15 protein-coding genes are annotated in these 21414 nt (G+C 55.3%); 7 read left to right on the forward strand and 8 right to left on the reverse strand.

All coding sequences use genetic code 11. The features are described 5' to 3' along the window. Positions 1-434 precede the first annotated feature (434 nt). The 5 genes from BUE18_RS27595 to BUE18_RS18560 all read right to left on the reverse strand — a co-directional run bounded on the left by BUE18_RS27595 (position 435) and on the right by BUE18_RS18560 (position 6755). Positions 435-746: a hypothetical protein gene (locus BUE18_RS27595; RefSeq protein WP_139264798.1), complete on the reverse strand. Its 312-nt coding sequence runs from the start codon at positions 744-746 to the stop codon at positions 435-437. A gap of 940 nt (positions 747-1686) precedes the next feature. Then, the gene (locus tag BUE18_RS18545; protein WP_015947288.1) at positions 1687-1899 is read right to left on the reverse strand and encodes a hypothetical protein; all 213 of its coding nucleotides are present in this window, start codon (positions 1897-1899) and stop codon (positions 1687-1689) included. Further along, complete coding sequence (locus BUE18_RS18550) at positions 1896-4070, reverse strand: NAD(P)-binding protein (RefSeq protein ID WP_073477679.1); 2175 nt, start codon at positions 4068-4070, stop codon at positions 1896-1898. Before BUE18_RS18550 ends, BUE18_RS18545 begins: the two co-directional genes overlap by 4 nt. Positions 4071-4133: 63 nt before the next feature. Beyond that, positions 4134-4652, reverse strand: a complete 519-nt coding sequence (locus tag BUE18_RS18555) for a 4Fe-4S dicluster domain-containing protein (RefSeq protein ID WP_073477680.1) — start codon at positions 4650-4652, stop codon at positions 4134-4136. Between the two features lie 18 nt (positions 4653-4670). Next, a complete protein-coding gene (locus tag BUE18_RS18560; protein ID WP_073477681.1) occupies positions 4671-6755 on the reverse strand; it encodes a molybdopterin-dependent oxidoreductase in 2085 nt (694 codons plus the stop codon). Between the two features lie 557 nt (positions 6756-7312). Here BUE18_RS18560 and BUE18_RS18565 point away from each other — a divergent pair. The 5 genes from BUE18_RS18565 (at position 7313) to BUE18_RS18585 (ending at position 12572) form a co-directional block, all read left to right on the forward strand. Further along, positions 7313-8476, forward strand: a complete 1164-nt coding sequence (locus BUE18_RS18565; RefSeq protein WP_073477682.1) for a sulfite exporter TauE/SafE family protein — start codon at positions 7313-7315, stop codon at positions 8474-8476. 96 nt (positions 8477-8572) lie between these two features. After that, positions 8573-9154: a hypothetical protein gene (locus BUE18_RS18570; protein ID WP_073477683.1), complete on the forward strand. Its 582-nt coding sequence runs from the start codon at positions 8573-8575 to the stop codon at positions 9152-9154. A 42-nt stretch (positions 9155-9196) separates the two neighbouring features. After that, a complete protein-coding gene (locus BUE18_RS18575) occupies positions 9197-9652 on the forward strand; it encodes a hypothetical protein (protein ID WP_073477684.1) in 456 nt (151 codons plus the stop codon). 5 nt (positions 9653-9657) lie between these two features. Further along, on the forward strand, positions 9658-11181 hold the full coding sequence (locus BUE18_RS18580; protein WP_073477685.1) for a two-component system sensor histidine kinase NtrB: 1524 nt from the start codon (positions 9658-9660) through the stop codon (positions 11179-11181). Further along, positions 11181-12572, forward strand: coding sequence for a sigma-54-dependent transcriptional regulator (locus BUE18_RS18585; protein ID WP_073477686.1), 1392 nt, complete (start codon positions 11181-11183; stop codon positions 12570-12572). Before BUE18_RS18580 ends, BUE18_RS18585 begins: the two co-directional genes overlap by 1 nt. Before the next feature lie 651 nt (positions 12573-13223). On the opposite strand, the gene BUE18_RS18595 is transcribed toward BUE18_RS18585, so the two are convergent. After that, a complete protein-coding gene (locus BUE18_RS18595) occupies positions 13224-15038 on the reverse strand; it encodes a chloride channel protein (RefSeq protein WP_073477688.1) in 1815 nt (604 codons plus the stop codon). A gap of 12 nt (positions 15039-15050) precedes the next feature. Beyond that, on the reverse strand, positions 15051-16364 hold the full coding sequence (locus BUE18_RS18600) for an aminotransferase class I/II-fold pyridoxal phosphate-dependent enzyme (protein WP_073477689.1): 1314 nt from the start codon (positions 16362-16364) through the stop codon (positions 15051-15053). Positions 16365-16567: 203 nt separating this feature from the next. On the opposite strand from BUE18_RS18600, the gene BUE18_RS18605 reads away from it, so the two are divergent. Next, positions 16568-18133: a sigma-54 interaction domain-containing protein gene (locus tag BUE18_RS18605; protein ID WP_073477690.1), complete on the forward strand. Its 1566-nt coding sequence runs from the start codon at positions 16568-16570 to the stop codon at positions 18131-18133. Between the two features lie 650 nt (positions 18134-18783). Here the strand turns inward: BUE18_RS18605 and BUE18_RS18610 are convergent. Next, the gene (locus BUE18_RS18610; RefSeq protein WP_073477691.1) at positions 18784-20223 is read right to left on the reverse strand and encodes a 4-hydroxyphenylacetate 3-hydroxylase N-terminal domain-containing protein; all 1440 of its coding nucleotides are present in this window, start codon (positions 20221-20223) and stop codon (positions 18784-18786) included. A gap of 146 nt (positions 20224-20369) precedes the next feature. Between BUE18_RS18610 and BUE18_RS18615 the strand changes: the two genes are divergently transcribed. Beyond that, on the forward strand, positions 20370-21134 hold the full coding sequence (locus BUE18_RS18615) for a helix-turn-helix domain-containing protein (RefSeq protein ID WP_073477692.1): 765 nt from the start codon (positions 20370-20372) through the stop codon (positions 21132-21134). The last annotated feature ends 280 nt before the right edge of the window (positions 21135-21414 follow it).

Raw genomic sequence — 21414 nt, forward strand, 5'->3', positions numbered from 1 at the left:
CTTGGCCAGGATGGAGTCCGCCGTGCCCAGGTACTTTTGCCACTTGAGCTTGACCTTGCCGTCCACCCGGTGCGTTTCCCGGAGGTACCAGTAGGTTCTACCTTTAATGATTTTCTTGTATAAATGCGCCATATTGCATTGTGACAAATTAGGTTCTACATGTCAAGGCAAAAAGAAAGTATTCGTTAGAAAAATAACCGGTTGAATCAATGTATTGAAAGATTGGGGATAGGTTCTACAAGGGGGAGGGTTCAACGGATTGATTTTATTAAAAATAGCAGTTCATATTCCATTTAGCTCTGAAAGTCCTGTTTGGAAATGAAGGCAAAGGATAGGTGAATCGCCGGAGCAGGGCAAGCCCTGAAGCTACGGTCATTAGGTGATTCACCGGGACGCATAAACTTGCCGGACTTGAAAGGCTTGCCAGGCCGCCCTTATTGTCCTGGCGGACCCGGGCAATGTTTGCCCGGGCTGGCCGAAAAGGGGTGGTGCGTCTTTGCATCTTCGGGAAGGACGCTGGAGGATTTTGTTTCATTATTTACGCACAGCGTGTGCGGGGCATCGTTCAAGCGAATATCAAGCTGAAATAGCTTTAATTTCAATATCTTACAATATACACTCCCACGCAAAGCATGGGAACGAGCAAAATACATATCAAAGACACTGGGTCCCGGCTTGCGGGCGATCCTGAAATACGGATCGCCCTTGCCGGGATGACGGTCTTTTTTGCCCCCCTGCCACTCCATGGAAGATTGTTTTTCTCGTTCCTACGGTCCCCCACAGATTCTTCGGACCTTCCCCCCCTGGCGGACAGAAGGGACCATATTTGAAGGGCTTTCCACTCCAAAATCCCTGCGGCGTTCCACTTATCAGTCGTTTCCTGTGTTGGGTTTCGCGGAGCTCTACCCAACCTACGCCGCAGCAAGCAGAGCCGTAGGTTGGGTTAAGAAGTCCGGCTATGCGCTTCACCCCGGTTAAAACGGGCGTGGACTTCGAACCCAACATCAACCAGCCTGAGAGGAAGGAATCTACCCTAAGCAGCCTCTGTATGCACTCCCTCGAAAATCATTTGAACGAGCAAAGACGACGACGCTGGATTCCAGATTACTACACTCGGGAATGACAGGTTGGGAGATCAAACCCATGAGCGGGCGCAGCAAGCAATGCCCCTTCGAAGAACACAAAAACGCTGGGCTTCCGCGTTTGCGGGAATGACGATGATAAACTGCCCTGGCTTTGCGCGCAGCGCCATTTAAAAGTTTTGATCCAACTTTTTCAAAAGTTGGCCGCCGGAGGCACGCTTTTTAATTCATTTTCACCTGTCCGCCGCCGGAGGCACACTTTTTAATTCTTTTTCTTTGGATGGCATCTGAAGAGGAAGCAGGGGCTCGAAATCCGAGCCCCTGCTTTTTTATGACTGATTATCCGTAGTGAACGGACGCGCGTTGCTTGCAATCAGGACGCGCCGAGCAAGGGGGATCGGGGCGTCCAAGGCGCCGGGAAAACGGGATCAAGCGATTTCGGACAAAATGGGGGCAAATCATTTTATCCTGAAAACGCCCTAATCGATCCCGGGAATCGATAGGATCGAGCGGCCCGAGGGAGGGGAGGGCCGCCCCATCTTATCCGCTGACAACGTGAACTTCCCGGCTGCAACACTATCCGTCTTGTAAGGGGACGGGATGATCAGTCTTCCAGCACTCGCAGGCAGTCCTGAGGGAGGCGGAAGGTGCCCTTGCCTACGACGCTCACTTCCACAAGATCATCAGGATCGTTGATGGAAGCGTCGGGGTCCGTTATGATTCCATGGAGGCCGACAAAGCCGTCCATATACTGCTCCCAGCTTTCGTCCTTGGAGCATTGGAATATTTCCACTTTTTGTCCTTGTTTAAGGCTCATGGCGTTTCTCCGTGATTATGGGGGAGATTTTCAGAAACTGAATGGGCGCCGGTTTTCCGGGCGCAATTAACGCACAGATACATGGACGACACAGGAACGCCGCCCTGGCTGGCGCGGTTCTTGACGAATTCCAGATACCGTTCGGTTCCCAGGGGCTCCTTGCACATGGAGCATTGGACCAGGGGCGCCCGGTTCAAGCGGGTTCCGCACAGGCTCAGAACGCGCCAGCCGTCCTCGTCCCGGATCTGCATGGCGCCGTTGGGGCAGTTGGTTGCGCAGGCGCCGCACAGGATGCATTTTTCCTCAATTTTTCTAAAGTCCGTCTTTACGGGATGGTCGAAGTCAAAGTACCCGAGCTCCAGGGCGTTGACCTTCATTCTGTCCCGGCAGACTTCCACGCATTTGCCGCACCGCAGGCACACATCGCAGCGCAGGCAGCGTCTGGCCTCTTCCTTGGCCGCGGCTTCGTCAAAGCCCAGTTCCACCTGTTGAAAGGTGGTGCGGCGGCGATCCAAAAACAGCAAGGGCATTTCCGGCCGCTCCAGGGTCATTTTGGTTTCCGCCGAGGTTTGCAGGTGCGGAAGCATGCTTCTTCTCACCGGCACGGGCGGCGTTTTGGGCTGAGGCAGGCCGGAAAGATACCGGTCTATGCCCTGGGCCGCCCTCTTTCCGCCGCCGATGGCTTCGATGACGGTGGCCGGGCCGGTCACGGCGTCGCCCGCTGCAAAGACTCCGGGCATGGTTGTTTCCATGCTGACGCTGTTGACGCACAAGGTGTTCCTGTGGGTCCAGTCCACGGCCGTGAGGTCGGCCAGGCAGGAATCGTCCACTTTTTGGCCGATGGCGGCGATAATGGCGTCCGCCTCCATGACGAATTCGCTGCCCTCGATGGGCAGAGGCGCCATTCTGTCGGAGCCCGGCTTGGCGACCAACTCCGCCCTGAGGCATTTCAGCCCGGTTGCGCGGCCGTTTTCGCCAACCACCTCCACCGGAATGGTCAGGTAGGCGAAGTGGATGCCTTCCTGCTCCGCCTGCTCCACTTCCTCGTGATCCGCAGGCATGGCGTCTTTATCGCGCCGATAGGCGATGGTCACGCTGCGGGCGCCCAGGCGCAGGCTGGTTCTCGCCGCGTCGATGGCCACGTTCCCTCCGCCGACGACCACAACGTGCTTCCCCGGGGCATGCCTTTCACCCAGGGCCACGTCCTTTAAAAAGGCGATGGCGTCCCGGACTCCTTCAAAGTCCTTTTCGCCGGGAATGCTGAGGGAATAGGCCTCATGCGCGCCCACGGCCACGAAAAACGCCTCGTAGCCCTCTTCCTGCAAGCTGGCGAAGGTCACGTCGCGGCCGAACCGGGTGTTGAATTTGATTTCCACGCCCAATTCCTCGATCATGGCCACTTCCCGGTCGATCACCTCCCGGGGCAAACGATACCTGGGAATGCCCACCATGATCATGCCGCCGGCCACGGGCAGGTCTTCATAAACGGTTACCTGGTAGCCCATGACAGCCAGATAATAGGCGCAGGACATGCCGCCCGGGCCTGCGCCGATTACGGCGACTTTCCTGCCCTTGTCCGGAGCCTTGGGCGGATTGTTGTACGTGAGGGTGGAGAATGCCCGCTCCGCGGCGAATGCTTTAAGAGGCTTGATGGCCACGGGTTCGTCCATACGGCCCCTGACGCACATGAACTCGCAGGGGCGGGTGCAAACCAGGCCGCAAACCCAGGGAAAAGGGTTGTCCTTGCGGATGACGGATATGGCCTCGTCGTAACGGCCCATGCCGATCAGCGTAACGTAGGTCGGCACGTCAATGCCCGCCGGACAGGCCATCTGACAGGGGGCCGGCGCCAGGCGCACGCATTGGCCTGTGGGGCAGTTTTTGGTTTTTATATGGCTGGCAAAGGCTTCATGGTGCTCAAACAGGGCGCTTTTCAAATGCTGGCCCGTCTCGGAGCAGGAGGGATCGCCGTCCCATGCAGCCAGTTGCTCGGCCAGGCCTTCCAGGGCTTGCAGATGGTCCCGCCCCGCCCTGGCCCAGGCGATGTCCCGGATCAGTCCTAAAGCCTGCTCTGCAATGGTTCGGCATCGGGGATGGGACAAAACGCCCTTGTCCAGCCGTTCCCTTAATTCTATCAACGCCTCGCTCACCGGGCATGAGCCTGAATTCATAATCTTACTCCCTGAAGTGGATTCTCATCTGTCTTGTTTGCTGCAAACCGGTCCAACGTGAAATCAATCGCCCAACTCGGCTGCGGCCAGAGTCTTGGCGTAGTGCTGCCTTCTAACCGGTTCGATTTCATCCGCCTCGCCGAAATGCAGGCAGCCGGTAATGCACACGGTTACGCAAGCGGGCTGAAGGCCCTGGTCGATCCTGTCTATGCAGTAATCGCATTTGACCACCTTGCCCTTGCGTGCGGCCTTGTACCACTGGGGGGCGCCCCAGGGGCAGGCGGAGATGCAGGCTTTGCAGCCCACGCAAAGGGACTCGTCCACATACACGATTCCGTCGGATTCCCTGCGCTGCATGGCGCCGGTGGGGCATGCGGGAATGCACCAGGGCTTCTCGCAATGGTAGCACGGCATAAAAATATGGGAAGACCGGGCAAGATCTCCCGTCATGCGGGGCCCCACTTCCATTACCTGGCAAAGGCGGGGGCCGGGGGGCAGATCCTTGTTGGCCTTGCAAGCCACTTCACATGCGTGGCAGCCGATGCATTTTTTTGCTTCCTGGAGCAATACATACTTGCTCATACTTTCCTCCCAAAAATATTATGCTGGTGTAACTGTTACAAAGGTGTCGTGAAGCGCCGGGCTTCCGCCGATCTTATCCATGCGGCTTTCCTGAAGCGCCGCGTCCGAAGCGCCTTTTGAAAAACTCCGTTGAGACCTTTCAGCCTCGTGCCCAAAGCCATGCACCATAAACACAGCTTCCGGATGGATGCAATCGGTTACAAAGGCTTTGGAGACCGAGGCGCCCCGGCTGGAACGGATAGAGACTCTGCTTTCGTTCTCAATGCCCATTTCCTTGGCTTTGTCCTTATGAATCCAAACCGGATTCTCGCCCATGATTTCGTTCAGGTACACGTTATTTTGCGTGGACACGTGGGTGTGCAGGGCGGTCCTGCCGGTGATGAGCCTGAAGCTGCCCTGGTCCGGGCTGGGCATGGATTCGTAAGGCGGAAAAGAGGGAAATCCCGCATCCTCCAACAGGGAGGAAACAAATTCAATTTTCCCCGAAGGAGTTTTAATCTTCAGGCCGTCTTTCCTGTCCAAGAAAATGGGATCCTTGCAATAAGCCACAAAACCTTTGGCGTCGAAATCCTCCATGGTGAATCCCGTGGGCTCCAATTGCCATTTCACCAAATCCTCCATGGATTCGTAGGGGAAGTACTTGCCGATGCCCAGACGCTCTCCCAATTGCTTGAGAATCATGGCGCCTTCCCGGGTGTCGTATTTCGGCTCCACCGCCTTGCGCCGCAGGAACATCTGAGGCTTGGCGCCGTTGGCCTGCTGAATGCAATCCGTCCTTTCCAGGAAAATGGATTCCGGCAAAATAATGTCCGAGTACCAGGCTATGTCGCTGTAGTTAATGTCTATGGCGACGATGAGGTCCAGCTTGTCCAGCGCCTTTTTGGTCAGGGCGGTGTCGGGTATGGACATCAAAGGATCGAACCTGTATGCGATCAGGGCTTTGATAGGATAAGGATCTTCATTCAATATGGCGTGGGGCAGCATCTGCGGAGCCCCATGGTTTTTGTCGGGCAGGGGCAGGTCGGGCGTGCCCACCTTGTCAAAGCGGACCGGCTCCATGGGCGGGAAATCCTGCTCCGTCAATTTACGGGCCGCCTTGCCGCCCGCGTCGCCAGGCCCCTTTTTAAAGAAAAATCCCCCAGGGGTTTCAATGCTGCCCATGAGGGAATTCAAAATCATGATGGACCGGCGGAAATAAATCTCGTTTTCATGATGCGCGCCCCGGTAGCCGAAGTGAAAGACCACCTTGGGCATGTCCTTGCTGACTTCTCTGGCAAGAGCGGCAATGGATCGCGCCGGAATGCCGGTTTCCTTCTCAGCCCACTCCGGGGTGTAGGGTTGGACGAACTCACGAAGCTCCTCCAAGCCGGAAACCCAGCGATCCACGAACTCCTTGTTATACAATCCCTCTTTCAAAAGAACGTGAATAAGGGCGTAGTTAAGAGCCAAATCCGAGCCGGGACGAATCATCCAGTAGTGATCGGCCTTAACCGCCGTCTTGGTCACGCGGGGATCTATATAGGTGAGCTTGGCGCCGTTATCCATGGCCTGCAAAAGGGTGCGGACCTCCTTGACTGAAATGGATTCGAAAATGTTCCGGCCATACAACACAAAGCGCCTGGCGTTTTTGTAATCAATGCCCATTTGGGCGTCCGTATATCCGAACAGACTTCTGCAAGCCGTGTTAACCGAGCCTTTGCACAAGGAGTCGTGGGTGCAATGGTTGGGCGAGCCTAAAGCCTTGGTGAAGGTTTTGGAAACATGAGTCGCCAACTGGGTGCGCTCCGCCAGCACCAAGCTGCGGCCGCCGTATTGGTCGATCACGCCCCGGAGCTTTTCCGCAACATAATCCAGGGCCTCGTCCCAGCTTATGGGCTTCCAATTGCCCGAACCCCGCTCTCCTACGCGAATTAAAGGCGTTTGCAAGCGCTGGTCGTCATTCAGCAGCGCGGTTCCAGCGGCGCCTCTGGGGCACAAAGCGCCGTCAATCCCAGGCACGTGAGGATTCCCCTGAATAAACTTAACATGCCCGTTTTCCACATTCACTTTTATCGGGCAGCGCACGCTGCACATAAAACATAAGCTGTATACATCTTTTCCCATGACTCTCTCCTAAATCGTCGCTATCCACCAGGCCCCAGGACTTAAGGCCCGAGTTCAGCCAAATGCCGGAGAGCAACAGAGCAATAAGCGTACCAAGTATTTTGCCCCTCCCAAGAGGGCGAAAGCAGTCTCCATGCAACCATGCTCAACGATAAACTTCATATAATCAGATGATTACAATTCAGAAACAATTTAATATTACGCATACGCATTGCTCTCTTGTCTTTAGGCGCCATATTTTTCATGCACCCGGATATTTTTTTTGCTTATCCTTAACTAACTAAATTCTAAGGCTTTATTTATCTATGCATATTTTTTCAGGCGCCCCATCTCTCCAAATTGCGCCGCTCTCGCCTCCTTCAGTCCGCTGAATCAAAAATCCCCTTCAACCCCTGTAAGGTAAAAAAAATACATAAATACAGAGTGTTATCTATGGAGCATGAATCTCCTCTCATCCTTGGCACACCCCTTGCTCATCCTCACCGGAGCCCGGCGCTTCGGGCGAAATTTCATCATAAGACCCGAATGAAACGGGTGCAGAAGAAACGGAGGATTAAATGTTTCACAAAACGCAAAAGACATGGATGGTTTTGTTGCTTGTCCTGATCTTGGCGGCGGTGCTGATTCCTGCGACGGGAATGGCGGCGTCCCTGGAGGAAGCTATCGCCCAGGCCCCCAAGGGCGCAGAAGCGGGACAGATCGACATGCAAGCCGAGCCTGGATTTCTTGGAATTCCCGGAGCTCCGGCCCCCAGCCTGGTGATCGGCTTTCTGTGGGCTATCTGGGTGGGCTGGATTTTCTCCACGGTGGGCGCTTTCGGCGGCATCATGGCGGGCGTGGGCCACATTACGGTGTTCGGCCTGGCCGATTACGGCAAGGGCTTTAAAAAGACCGCTCCGGCCCTTAACAAGCTGATCACGGACAGCATCCGCGTGTCCAACCAATGGCTGGTGGGGTTGAGCGCCGCGGTTTCCAGCTTCAACTATTACAAGATGGGCCGTTTGGTGCTGCCTTTGGGCATCGCCCTGGCCATCGGCTCCGTGGCCGGCAGCGTGCTGGTGCCCTGGCTGACCGCAGGCAAGATCTCCCTGAAGGCCTACCTGGGCTACTTCGGCCTGATTGTCTTCGTCATCGGCGGGTTCCTGTTTTATGAAACCACCCCTCGCGGACAGTCCAAGAAAAAAGAAGCCAAGGCGGCGGCCGACGCGTTTGAAAAAAGCGCCATCAAGGGCGCTGAAAAATCCATGGACGCCTCTGACATGGGCGTCCAGGTGAAAAGCTGGAGCGCCAAAAAGGTGGAGTTTACATTCTACGGCGTGGAATTCTCCTTCAACCCCATCGTTCCCATTATCGGCGGCTTCTGCATTGCGGGTCTGGCCTCCTTCCTGGGAATCGGCGGCGGCTTTTTGTTCGTGCCCTTCCTGACCTCCATCGCCGGCCTGCCCATGTTCCTGGTCGCAGGAACTAGCGCCCTGACGGTGTTCGTTGGCATGGTTATCAGCATCTTCACCTACATGGTGGTTCAGGGCGTGACCATTTACTGGCCCCTCATCGGCGTGGAGCTGATCGGCATTTTCGTAGGTTCCATGATCGGCCCCCGGACCTCCAAATACATCCCGGACATCTGGCTGAAGCGCCTGTTTGTGGTCCTGGCCCTTTACGTGGGTCTGCGTTACACCACCAAGGGCTTCTTGGGATACAGCATTGTTCCTCCGTTCTGATCAAAAGCGCTATCGGCGGCCCGGGCCTATCCGGGCCGCCTCGACCCTTTTGATTTGAGCCGGCAACGCTGTTTTAACGTATAAAGGATTTTAAAAATGGAATGGCTTTATCAAGTATACCTCTTTCTGGATGGCTTCCTGATCGCCCCTTATAGAATCGTAGAGCCCCCCATCTTGGGCTTTTACCTGGGCACGGGCCTGCTGGCTTTGTACGCCGTTGTTCTGGGCGCCCTCACAAGCGAGGCCGCTATTTGGGCCAACGCCAGGAACCTGGAAGACCAAAGCCATGCCATGGTGCGCATGCACAACCTTTCCTTCAGGGCTTTGGCCGCCAAAAACAAAAAGGCCTTCAAGGCCGCCAACCACGAGGCTAACGACGCTTTCGGCAAGTACTTTTTTGCTTGGATGGCCAACGCCGCCGCTTCCCTGTGGCCCCTGGCCTTTGCATTGGGCTGGATGCAGTTGCGGTTTCAAGGCGTGCACTTTGCATTCCCCGGGCTTCCCATTGATCTCGGATTTGCCTTCCTGTTCCTGATTTGCTACATTTTAGCCAGCATCCTGTTTTCCAAGGTTAAAAAAAGGCTGCCGATTTTCGCCAAATCCGTTGCATTGTCAAAAATGGCCAGAGACCATGCCGATGAAATGGTTACCCTGGCCGATTTGCAGGCAAGCAAATAAACGCATAAGCCAGGCTAAAAACCGGATTCCCGGACCAGGAAAATGAAAAGAAAAGTCTTTTGGCTTGTATTTATTATAAGCCTTGTTTCGGCGTCCCCCGCGTGGGCCGTACAGGCTCACGGGGCGCCGGAAGGCTTGTATATCCACCAGTTCGCCCATGTTTTCTTTGCGGCGGCCATGGGGATATTCATGTATTGGCTAAAGGCTTCCGCCCTGACCACCCAGCCCGGCTGGCGCATGATTCGCTACTGCGCCCTGTTTCTGCTCCTCTGGAATATTGACGCGTTCGCCGCCCACTTTCTGGACGAAAATCTAGCCATCGTATCCTTTGAGCGCAACGGGCTGCTCCACATGAACCTAAGCTCTGAAACCCAAGGGCCTTTTCTGCCGGCGCTGTACTACTTTCTTAAAATGGACCACCTTTGGTGCGTGCCGGGCATGGTGTTTCTCTACCTGGGTCTGCGCAGGATTTTAGCGGACCAGCAGGCGAAGGAGTGAACGCCATGACCTTTCTCGTTCCATCCATGCCCGTGATCCTGATAGATTTTTTCGGGTCCATCGTCATGATCATTCTCAGTTTCATGTGTGTGGGCAAAGCCCAAAAACTTAGAGCCAGGGACGAACATAATATTGTCTGGACCTATCTTTTATGGCTTAGCTGGGGACTGGCGGTTTTCGCCGTATCCCGCTCCGGCGGACACATCATCAAACAATTACTGGTCATGTCCGGGCACACAGCCACGTGGGGGACATTGCGGCCGTACAGCGGCGCAATCAATACTTCCGTTTTTTTTGTCGCAGGCTCCGTGACCCTGTTTTTTGAGCGGGTTTTTCGAATCAATCGCCGTATTTTGGCCGATAAAGCCGAGCTTCAGGAATCCAAAGAGCAATTGTTGTACCTGAACCAGAACCTGGAAAACCTGGTCGCCGCCCGCACCCAGGCCTTGGCCTTGTCCGAGCATCGCTACCGCCGCATTTTTGAGGTTTCCAGAGACCTCATTCTGGTCACCAACCGAAACGGCGAGATCCTTGACTGCAATCCGGCCTCCAAAAAGGCTTTGAACTCCTTTGGAGACAATGACGCTGAGCATAAACCAAGCATTCAGCGCTCCTTTGACAACACCCGGCAATGGGACTCCATTCTCCAGGGCTTGGAGGAGAAAGGCTTTGTATTGAATGAAGAGGCGGTCCTGATGCGTCACGACGGCGCAACCATGCGGGTGCTCATTTCCGCCGGATTGGATCAGGGGGAGGACCAGACTCAGGACACCATCCATTTTCTGATCCGCGACATCGAGCAGAAAAAGCTCATGGAAGCCCGTATGGCGCAGGCCGACAAGCTGGCCTCCATCGGCGAACTTTCGTCAGGCATCGCCCATGAAATAAACAATCCCCTGGGAATCATCCTGGGCTACACCCAACTGCTTTTACGAAACGAAGATCCTGAAAACGAGCGCCACGCGGATTTGCGCATCATTGAAAAGCACGTCAAAAGCTGCAAGGTTATTGTGGAGGATCTGCTCAGCTTCGCCCGGGGCGGCGAAACCATGAAAGAGCCGACGGACCTGCACGAAGTGATTGACGAAGTCCTGCAATTTTTGCATCATGAACCCGGGCGGCAGGACCTGGCCATCGCCAAGGAGTACTCCCTGGACCTGCCCCTGGCCCACGTGGATAAAAAGAAAATCCGCCAGGTCATCATGAACCTGGTGATCAACGCCAGCCACGCCGTGGAAGGCCGGGGAAAAATCCTGCTGGCCACGGATTTCAACCCGGAAAAAGGGCTGGCGAGCATTTGGGTGAAGGACAACGGCCCGGGCATTCCCAAGCAAAACCTGGCCCGTATTTTCGATCCGTTTTTCACCACCAAGCCCACCGGCCAGGGCACAGGGCTTGGATTGAGCGTATCGTACGGCATCATCAAAAGCCACGGCGGGGACATCAGCGTGGAAAGCGCCCCCGGAGAAGGGGCGGCCTTTCACATCACCCTGCCGGTGGAACCGCTGGAATCGGACATTGAGGATTAATGGAAAGACGCCTGCTCATAGTGGATGACGAGCCCGACATGCTCCACCTGCTCAAACGCAGCCTTGAGCCGGACCTGAAATGCGCCGTGCAAACCGCCTCCTCCGGCCTGGAAGCCATGGAAATTCTGGGGCAGGAGCGGTTCGACCTCATTGTGGCGGACATAAAAATGCCCAAGATGGACGGCCTGGAGCTTTTGGAAAAGGTGCAGGCTCAATATCCGGACCAGACCATGGTCATGATGACCGGACACGGAAGCATCGACGTGGCCGTTCAGGCCATCCAAAAAGGCGCTTACGATTTTGTGACCAAACCCTTTGATCACGAGGCCCTGGTGGTCCGCCTGGAAAAAGCCCTGGAACGCAGCAGACTGATCGCGGAAAACCGACGCCTCGTCCGCTGGTGCGGCCAGCAGCGCGCCTTTGAAAACATGGTGGGCCAAAGCCCGGCCATGCAAACGGTGTTCGACACCATCAAGACCGTCTCCCAGACCGACATGACCGTGCTCATCACCGGCGAGTCCGGCACGGGCAAGGAGCTGGCCGCCCGGGCTATCCATTCCCTCAGCCCCCGGTCCTCCGGCCCTTTTGTGGCCATTAACTGCCCCACGGTGCCGGAAAACATCCTGGAAAGCGAGTTGTTCGGGTACAAAAAAGGCGCCTTCACCCACGCCTCGACCAGCCGTCAGGGTCTTTTTGAAGAAGCCAATGGCGGCACATTGTTCCTGGACGAAATCGGGGACGTGACGCCCTCCATCCAGACCAAGCTGCTGCGGGTTTTGCAGGAAAAGGAAATCAAGCCGTTGGGCTCCAACAAATCCCGTAAGGTGAACGTGCGCATTGTGGCCTCCACCAACCAGGATTTGCAAAAGCGCATTGACGAAGGCCTGTTCCGGGAGGATTTTTACTATCGCCTGGCCGTGGTGCCGGTGGTCATGCCGCCCTTGAGGGAGCGCAACGGAGACATTCCGCTCATCGCCGCCCATCTGGCGGCCAAGCATTGCAAGGATCTGGGCAAACTGCCTGTGACCTTGTCTCCGAACTTTGTAAGCTGGCTGGAAAATCAATCCTGGACGGGCAACGTGCGGGAGTTGGAAAACACCATCATCCAGGCCATTTTGTTTTCGGAAGAAGGAACGCTCGAGCCGCCCAAAACCGCGCCTGCTGCAACCCAGTCTCCATCCAGAATTTCCGTCCCCGACCTGTCCTCCCAATCCTACAAGGAAGCCAAGGAAAGCATCCTGGAGGCTTTTCACAGGAATTACCTGGGCGCCCTGCTCAAGGAAACCGGAGGCAACGTGACCCAGGCCGCCAGGAATTGCGGCATGGAGCGCCAGAATCTCCAGCAGATCCTCCGCCGCTACAACATCTCCGCCCAGGATTACCGGGATTAAGCACCGTTCTAAAGGCATTGCGGAACTGATTGGGCATTCCATCCGCGGGGCGTGAAATATGACCGCACCCCGCTAATCTTCCGCAATGGCCCTGGTTCCCCGTTTCCGGGGCAGCGAGTTCAGGGTACACGATCCTTATCTCAGCGCGCTTACTTGGATAAATCCGCGCTTTTGCCGAGATAAGATCATGTCCCTTATCTCCGGAAGATTCGAGACCTGCCACGGGCTCGGCAGGATCATTGACGGCATAACATTTTGATTTCTATAAACAATTACAGTTAAAAATGATTTTTTATAATAAACCTTCTCATCCCAGGTAATCTTTTTTTGAAAAACCAATAAGTTTCCGCTCACGCCTTCTTCGGATATATGAAATCCATTGGACCATTTTACAAAATAGCTGCACCCGATCCAAAATATCAGGCCCCCGATAACAAAATACAAGTCAATCACAGACAAAAGTTCAATAGGGAACTCCGAGAAGCGAGTCATCGCGACCATGACAACTGTAAACACGGAGTTTATCAGCAAGACTTATTTCAGAGAAAGCCTTACTGTGACGAAGTCTTTCATTATCAATCTCGTGGGTGTTTTTGAATATTCCAGAGCCCCTGACGCACAATTCGTAAAGGGGTCATCACCCGCTGTTTATCAATCCGGCGACTTGGTGCGTTTCATTTCGTCCACGCGCTGGTTGTAGAAGGCGATGACCTCCCGGCGGCGGAGCATGCCCAAAAGGATGCCGGCGTCGTTAACATCCACCACGGGTATGGCGTCGATGTTCTTGATGGTGAATTTTTTGAGGACCGAGTTGAGGTCGTCCTCGGGAGTGACGGTGATGATGTCGGATATGGCGATATCCTGCATAATCACAAGGGGTTCTATATGCTTCTCAAATAGGACAGAGCGCACGTCCGTGCTGGAGAATATGCCGGTCAGGCGCTTTTTTTCGTCCAAAACCGGGAAATAATGCTGCTTGGTGCCGGCGAAGAACTTCTTGAAATCCGAAAAATTCATCTGCTCGGGAATTCCCGGCGTTTCAATGATGGAGTCCTTCAAATCCTTGACCTTCATGGTCTGGAGGATGTCCACGAAAAAATCCCCGGCGTGCGCGGCCGATGCAATGGGGTTTTTCGGCTGCATGACGTAAATGGTCCACTTGCGCGAAACCAGATAGGACACGGTGCAGACCAAAAGGCTTGGCAGCAGCAGGTGGTAGGAGCTTGTCATTTCGGAGACGAAAATAATGGTGGATATGGGCGTGTTGGACACTCCCGTAAAAAAACCGGCCATGCCCACAATCACAAAGGCGCCGGGCTGGTCCACCCACCCCAATTGATGGAAGATCATGCCCACCACGCCGCCTATGGCCCCGCCGATGACCACCGAGGGGCCGAACACGCCGCCCGATCCTCCCGAGCCGATGGAAAACGAGGTGGTCAGGATTTTTCCGAAAGCCAGGATCAGCAAAAACCCGATGGTCGCCCTGGGATCGCCCGAGATGGCCCATTGGACGTATCCGTAGCCGAAGGCCAGGGTTTGGGGAAAGAAAAATCCTATGGCGCCCGTGCACAAACCGCCCAACACCGGCTTGAAATGATTGGGCAGGGCCATGCGTTTGAACACGCCGGTCACGCCGTAGAAGGATTTGACGTAAACCCAGCCGGCTGCCGCTACAATCAAAGCCAGCAGGGTGTATGGCAAAAGCTCCGCGGGATCGCGAAACACGAAATTAACAGGGGCTTTGAACAAGGAGCCCCAGCCATAGGTGAGGCAAAAGATGCAATAGGCAACCACGGAGGACAGCCCGGCGGGAAGAACCACTTCGCCTTCGATGTCCGGGTCCCGGTAAAGAACCTCGGCGGCGAACAAGGCGCCAGCCAACGGCGCCCGGAAGATGCTGCCTACGCCCGCGCCCATGCCGGCGGCCAGCATGATGCGCCGCTCCCGGTCCGAGAGTTTGAGCTTGGTAGCCAGGAAAGAGCCGAACCCGGCGCCGATCTGGGCGATGGGCCCTTCCCTTCCTCCCGAACCGCCTGTTGTGAGGGTGATGGCCGAGGCTAAAGTCTTGATGATGGGCACCCGCCCGCGGATGAAGCCGCCCTTGTTATGGTAGGCGTCTATGGCCGCGTCCGTGCCGTGTCCTTCGGATTCCGGGGCGAAGGTGTACACCAGCCAGCCGCTGAAAATGCCGCCGGCCGCCGGCAGGAGAAAGAGGATCCAACGGACCGGCTCTTTCACGCCCGGTCCGAACATGCGGTGGGACTCCCCGGCGGCGGCCGGAGGCCGGTACCCCGCCAGGGCGTCCAAAAAATATCGCATTCCCGCTTCGCATAAAAAATGAAACAGGATCGAGCCCAGTCCGGCCACTACGCCGATGGCCACGAACCGGGCCACCCATTTCATGGCGTAAGCGCCTTTGGGGTCCAGACGCGCCCCAAAGAATTTGCCGTCTTTGTTGGCCATAACGACCTTGGATTATCCTTTTTCCAAATCCTTGATTCCGGCCAGCACGATGTCGAAAAGCTCCTGCACGTCTTTTTCCTCCAGGCAGGAGAAGGCCACGCGCAAGTCCGTGGGACCGAGGGAAATCAGGCCTACGCCGTACTTGTCCAAAAGGTGCACGCGCAGGGTTTCCGCATCCACGGTTTTCAGCTTGAGGCACATGAAGTAGCCGGAGTTGAAAGGATACACGTCCCAGGCGCCGGCGAACTTGGGATCGTCCAACACCCTTTTGACCTCCACGGCGCGAGCCTGCAGGATATCCCTCTTTTGCTTGCGCTCTTCGTCGTAGGACTTGGATTCCATGGCCTTGAGCACAATGGACTGGGACAAATGCGAGGCGTTGGAAATGGAGCCGCGCACGGCGCCGGCGGTTTTCCGCTCCAAAGCGTTGTATACGGGCGCCGGGTCTCCGGGGATTTTCGTGCCGTAGGTGATGAATCCCACGCGCAGGCCCCAGACAAAGTCTTCCTTGGTGGCGCCGTCCAGTTTCACGGCGATGAGGTTTTCGCTGGCGTCGGCCAATTGGGCGAAAATGGATTCCTTGGCGCATGCGTCGTCATAGAACAGGCCGAAGTAGGCGTCGTCGGAGACGGCCAGGACAAAGGTTCCGGCTTCCGCAACTTCGGTCAAAATCTTGGCGATGGCTGCGGCTTCCTCCTTTGTCGGGGTGTAGCCCGAGGGGTTGTTGGGGAAGTTGAGCATGACCGTAATCTTATCGTTCTTGGCCGCTTCCTCCTTGACCTTGGCCTCAAAGGCCTCCAGGTTGAACCCGCCCTGATCGTTGAACAGGGTGTAATGGCTCAGGCGCACGCCGCGGCGCACGGAAAGAATCAGGTTATAGTTGCCCCAGAACTTGTCGGGCAGAACCAGCACGTCGCCTGCGTCCATCCACATATCGCCGAACACGCTGATGCCGTGGGTGATGGCCTGGGATACGATGGGCAGGCTGATGACCTTGCCTTGCAGGCTGGGGTTCTTTTGAAAAAGCAGCTTTTGCCAGGCCTGACGCAGCTCCGGGACGCCGAACGAAGGGGCGTACCTAAGAGCGGAGCGCGCGGGAATGCCGGTGACGGACTCCATAATGGAGGGGATATACATAGTCCGGCCTTCTTCCGTGGCAATGCCGATAGTTGCATTGAACTTATGGGCCTTTTCCTTGGCTTCGGCGCTTTGGGAAAGGATTCCCTTGGGGAAGAAAAGGTTTTTGCCGACGGAGCCGAGCATGGAAAGCACTTTGGGAGCGTTTTTTTCCAGGTCTTGGTTTAGTTCTGTTGCCAGGGGATTCATGGTTGATTTCCTTCTTTGTTTGTTTATGGTTACACGTCAAGGGCGTGGAACTAGTTTAAACCGGTATTTTGGCATGTACCCGGCCTTTTTTCAAGGATAAAACGGAATGCGCCCCTCCCCCCTTGGCGCCCGGTTGACGGATTACCCCTTCCTGGCGTACCATAAACCGGCCTGTCAGCCCCCCCTTTTTTCAAGGAATAACTATGAAAACCAACGACGATGAATTCTTCCGGGAAGCCGTGTCCAGAATTTGCGGGTCCGGCAATATTGAAAAAGCCCTCCAGGAATGCTTCTTCTTTTTAAAGAATTACATTCCCATGAACCAGGTGATCCTGAACATCTTTGACAACACCACCAACATGGCCGAGGCAGTGGTCAGGGTTTCCGACGACGGCATTTTATTGGACTCCATCATCATTCCCTACACCCGGCAGGTGAAAAAGGACATGGAAGCCTATACCAGACGCTCCAAAAGGGTGTGGATGGTCCGAAGGCTGGGGGACTACGAAGGCACCAGGCACATCGCGGAGAAATCCGGCACGGCGGACTTTCCCGGAGTCATCATGGATTTGGACCTGGACGGCCGGATCATCGGCAAACTGACCATCATCCACAGCAAGGAAACCCGGTTCTCCCAAGAGCATTTGCGGCTTCTGGAAATTCTGAACACGCCCTTTGCCTTCGCCCTGTCCCATCACCTTAAACAGCGTGAAATCCGCAGGCTCAAGGACATCGTCGAAGACAACCAGATGTACTACCAGGAGGAATTGAACCAGATTTCCGGCGGATTCGTCATCGGCGCGGACTCCGGCCTCAAACCGGTCATGGAAATGGTCCGGCGGGTGGCCCACCAGGACAGCCCGGTCCTTTTGATCGGAGAAACCGGGGTGGGCAAGGAGGTCATCGCCAAGGCTTTGCACCGGATTTCCCCCCGGAGCGACAAACCGTTTATCGGCGTCAACTGCGGCGCCATCCCCGAATCCCTCATGGACAGCGAGCTTTTCGGCCACGAAAAAGGCGCCTTCACCGGCGCCGCGGTCCGGAAAAGAGGCCGGTTCGAACGGGCGGACGGGGGCTCCATCTTTCTGGACGAAGTGGGGGAGTTGAAAAAAGAGGCCCAGGTGCGGCTGTTGCGGGTGCTCCAGGAAAAGGAAATCGAACGGGTGGGAGGTACGGAAACCCTGTCCATGGACATCCGGGTCATCGCCGCAACCCACCGCAATCTGGAGGAAATGATTCGGGACAAAATATTCCGGGAAGACCTCTATTTCCGCCTTAAGGTCTTCCCCATCTACATTCCGCCCCTCAGGGAAAGAATCCTGGACATCCCGGCCCTGGTATCCCATTTCATCCAGAAAAAATCCGTGGACATGAAGCTGGGCATACCCCCGTCCATCGCCCCGGGCCAGATAGACAAACTCATGGAATACCACTGGCCCGGCAACGTAAGGGAGCTGGAAAACGCCGTGGAACGGGCCCTTATCCTGTACAACGGGCAGCAGCTCCATTTTGACGGCCTGGAGGCCTCGGCCAGCGCCCCGCCGGCCAGCCCCCAGGAAGCCCCGGCGCCAGCCTCCCTGAACCTGGACGAAGCCATGGCCCGGCATATCACCCAGGCCTTAAAAAGCGCCCAGGGCAAAATCCACGGCCCGGGAGGCGCCGCCGAACTACTTGGGATCAACCCCATGACCCTCCGGCACCGCCTGAAAAAACTGGGCATTCCCTTTGGGCGCGCGGCCAGGGAGAACTACAGTCCTCCAAAGCCCTGACGCCAAGGCGCCTGCAAGCAACTGATCATATCCCGGGGTGAGTCCAAGAATGACGCTGGGTCTCGGCTTGCGGACGATCCTGAAAAGCGAGTCGCCCTTGCCGGGATGACGACTTTATAAAGGGGAAGGAGAGTTTTCGGGGCGCAAATCCATTTGTTGGGTTTCGCGCGTATGTTTCAGGCGTTAACCACTATTCCGGCTGGGGATGGACATCCTTCTTTGATAAAAGTTCGCAAACTCTACCCAACCTACCATTTTTATGGATAAAACTTAGGTTGGATAGAGCGCTTATACAGCTATTTGAAATAAAGAAAGTGCATCCCGCCTTAATCGATTTTAACATTTACGTCGCGGCCGCGAAACCCAACAACGCAGCACGGCTGCTACGGCCGCCATAATCCGTCATTCCCGTGACGGAAGGCGGAGGGATTGAGCTCTGGGAACATGACCCTATCTCTGTAAAAAGCCGAATTCTCAGGGCAATTTGGCTGAGATAAGGATCGTGTCCCCTCTAACTCCCCACTCCCGGAAGCGGGGACCCATCGTCCTTGAGGAAGGGTGGCTGAATATGGATAAAAAGTCATGAACGCGAATGAGCAAATTACTCGAGTGACCGTAACTTGGTATAAAGGTTTTGCAGCAAGTACGATTCAAGTATTAATGGACGCAAGCTCCTTGGCGTAGCGTATCTGCTTGTCCAGGTCGTACGCCCTTCTCACCACAACCTGATTGGTGGCGGGAGACCCGGCCGCATTGATGGTAAACGCCATGATGGTCCCTGCGGCGCGGGACGCCGCCAGATCCTGGATCAAGTGCAAAGCCCGCAGCCTTTCTTCCGTGGTGTATTTAGGATTGCCCCGCAAAGCCTTGTCCATGTACTTTCTTAACTCCGGGTTGTTCCAGTCCGCCTCCGTGGGCATGGTGGCGATCAGGCCGCCTGCAATATCGTGCAAATGCTCCATGTGCCGGCCCACTTTCGAACGGATGGCGCCCAAGCCGGAGTTGGCGATCAAAGGATCCGGCATCCACACACCGCTGGGATGGCGCTTGGCGTTCACCGCCGCCCCCAGGGCGCACCCGTACCCGGCTTCTCCGTCCATAATCATGCCGGTTATTTTTTCCTGGATGTGGGAAGCCCGGCCGCTCACGCCGTTGACGTCCGCGGCCAAAGCCGCCGCCCCGGCGAACATGTCGCAATGGCCGGCGCTGCAAGCGCACTTGGACTGGCGATGGAGGCACGCAAAATACATGGAAAGGTTTGCGGCCTGCTCCCATTCCCCGCACATAAATAGGTTTTCCTCGGGCACAAACACATTGTCAAAAATGGTCATGGCCTCCACGCCCAAGAACCGTGAACTCAGGGGGCTTTCCATGGACGTCTCCCGGGAGGGCCCCGGCGAAGGCCTGGCGATCATCTTGACGCCCTTTGCATCAATGGGCAGGGCGAAGGACACGGCAAAATCCTTGTCCTCTTTTCCCAGGGCCCGGCAGGGCGCCACAACAACAAATCGGGTGCAGGGTCCCATGGTGGTATGGAGTTTGACTCCGTTCACCACAACTCCGCCGGGCTTTCTCTCCACGATTCTCAGGTCCGTGGGCTCCGGCTGCCGGGAAGGTGGCAGGCTGCGGTCGCCCTTGGGGTCCATCATGCACCATGCAAAAGGAAGCCCGGTTTTATGAATTTTGATGATAAAATCCCTGTACCGGCTTAGGTAGTCCGTACCGTGCGCCGCGTCCACGTCGTGAATCATGGCCCAGGTGACTGAGAGCATATTGGAGCCGCAAGCGGAGCAAATCCGCCTGGAACTGACTTCACGAGTCAACTCCGCCTTGATAAACAGGTCCTCCTTTTCCTGCTGGATGTGCATGCCCAGCCGGGGAATATCCTCGCCGGATATGGGAGACCTGACCACCAGGCGGTCCTTTAGTTCTGGTTCGAACAGCAAATCGCACCCTGCCGCCAAATGGTGTACGGTCTGCCTAAGCAACGGGTGAGAGGCCACGTCCTCCACCCTTTCGCCCCGGATGTATATTTCGGGGGAAACTTCCTTAAAACTCTCGCGAAACTGCTCGCCGGTAAGAATTGCCATTGCATCCTCCTTTATGGAATTTTATACCAAGACAAATCAGCCTGATTCCTTGAATATTCCATAAAATAGAGCTAATTATAAAGGTGGATTTCAATAGTATAAAATTGCTATACTCTAAGTTGAAGAATCTTGCCGGAGGAGAACCAATGAACCGAACCGCCAGCCTCATAGAAACCCTCAAACAGTACCTCAAAGCCAGAGGAACCACCTACAAGGAGCTGGCTAATGATCTGAACCTGAGCGAGGCGGCCATAAAAAGGGCTTTCTCAAAAAATGCCTTTACACTAGAAAGGCTGGAGGAAATCTGCCGGATTCTGGATATTGATTTCTTCGACTTGGCCCTCATGAATAAGCAGAGTGAACAAAAAGCAGACAACATGCTGACCCTGGAACAGGAGCACATCCTGGCCCAGGACCTCAAACTGTCCTTCCTTCTTTATTTTCTGGTTAACGGCTGGCCCGTATCCCTCATCCGTGAGCAATACCAGTACTCGGAAGCCGAGGTGATCCAAATGCTTGCCAAACTGGAAAAAATAGGAGTGCTGGAGGTGCATCCCAACGACCGGGTGCGCGTGCAAATTAAATCAAACTTGTACTGGCAGCCTAACGGCCCCCTGAACGCCGTCTATCAACAGGCGTTCATGGACGATTTCCTGGACAGCCGATTCGGCAATTCAGGAGAATGCCTTGTGTTCAGCCCGGGGCAATTCTCCGAGGCGTCCCTGAAAATCATTCGAAAAAAAATAGACAATCTTATCAAGGAATACAATCAATTGGCTGAAATGGACTCGGCCCTTCCCATTCAAAACCGGCGCAGCACAGGCATGTTCATCGGCTTTCGCCCCTGGGTGTTCAGCCTCATCGCCGACTTGCGCCGTCCTAAGGAAAAGAAGAAGCCTGCCGGCGCATAGGAAACGCCCCGGCCTCCCCTCCTTTAGCCGGAAGAACGGAGGACTGCGCCCTCAAGATTAACACATGCGACAATAATTTCCGATAATTAACGTATAAGACAATTAAAACTAACACATATGTTAAACGATCCTGCATAACAGCGCCATCAACGCCCCAAATCATGATCCCCCTCCTGGCCTATACAATATATTCTGCATGCATTACCATTTGATTTCACAACATAAAAATAGCTAATTGAAAATTCTTCCGTGCAACAATCAACGTTCGGATGAATTTTTT

The sequence above is a fragment of the Desulfatibacillum alkenivorans DSM 16219 genome (assembly GCF_900142135.1).
GTDB lineage: Bacteria > Desulfobacterota > Desulfobacteria > Desulfobacterales > Desulfatibacillaceae > Desulfatibacillum > Desulfatibacillum alkenivorans.

What these genes read in the sequence shown, in the direction of transcription:
- BUE18_RS27595 (WP_139264798.1), bottom strand. Translation starts at nt 746, where the DNA reads ATGGAGTGGCAGGGGGGCAAAAAAGACCGTCATCCCGGCAAGGGCGAT.
- BUE18_RS18545 (WP_015947288.1), bottom strand. Translation starts at nt 1,899, where the DNA reads ATGAGCCTTAAACAAGGACAAAAAGTGGAAATATTCCAATGCTCCAAG.
- BUE18_RS18550 (WP_073477679.1), bottom strand. Translation starts at nt 4,070, where the DNA reads ATGAATTCAGGCTCATGCCCGGTGAGCGAGGCGTTGATAGAATTAAGG.
- BUE18_RS18555 (WP_073477680.1), bottom strand. Translation starts at nt 4,652, where the DNA reads ATGAGCAAGTATGTATTGCTCCAGGAAGCAAAAAAATGCATCGGCTGC.
- BUE18_RS18560 (WP_073477681.1), bottom strand. Translation starts at nt 6,755, where the DNA reads ATGGGAAAAGATGTATACAGCTTATGTTTTATGTGCAGCGTGCGCTGC.
- BUE18_RS18565 (WP_073477682.1), top strand. Translation starts at nt 7,313, where the DNA reads ATGTTTCACAAAACGCAAAAGACATGGATGGTTTTGTTGCTTGTCCTG.
- BUE18_RS18570 (WP_073477683.1), top strand. Translation starts at nt 8,573, where the DNA reads ATGGAATGGCTTTATCAAGTATACCTCTTTCTGGATGGCTTCCTGATC.
- BUE18_RS18575 (WP_073477684.1), top strand. Translation starts at nt 9,197, where the DNA reads ATGAAAAGAAAAGTCTTTTGGCTTGTATTTATTATAAGCCTTGTTTCG.
- BUE18_RS18580 (WP_073477685.1), top strand. Translation starts at nt 9,658, where the DNA reads ATGACCTTTCTCGTTCCATCCATGCCCGTGATCCTGATAGATTTTTTC.
- BUE18_RS18585 (WP_073477686.1), top strand. Translation starts at nt 11,181, where the DNA reads ATGGAAAGACGCCTGCTCATAGTGGATGACGAGCCCGACATGCTCCAC.
- BUE18_RS18595 (WP_073477688.1), bottom strand. Translation starts at nt 15,038, where the DNA reads ATGGCCAACAAAGACGGCAAATTCTTTGGGGCGCGTCTGGACCCCAAA.
- BUE18_RS18600 (WP_073477689.1), bottom strand. Translation starts at nt 16,364, where the DNA reads ATGAATCCCCTGGCAACAGAACTAAACCAAGACCTGGAAAAAAACGCT.
- BUE18_RS18605 (WP_073477690.1), top strand. Translation starts at nt 16,568, where the DNA reads ATGAAAACCAACGACGATGAATTCTTCCGGGAAGCCGTGTCCAGAATT.
- BUE18_RS18610 (WP_073477691.1), bottom strand. Translation starts at nt 20,223, where the DNA reads ATGGCAATTCTTACCGGCGAGCAGTTTCGCGAGAGTTTTAAGGAAGTT.
- BUE18_RS18615 (WP_073477692.1), top strand. Translation starts at nt 20,370, where the DNA reads ATGAACCGAACCGCCAGCCTCATAGAAACCCTCAAACAGTACCTCAAA.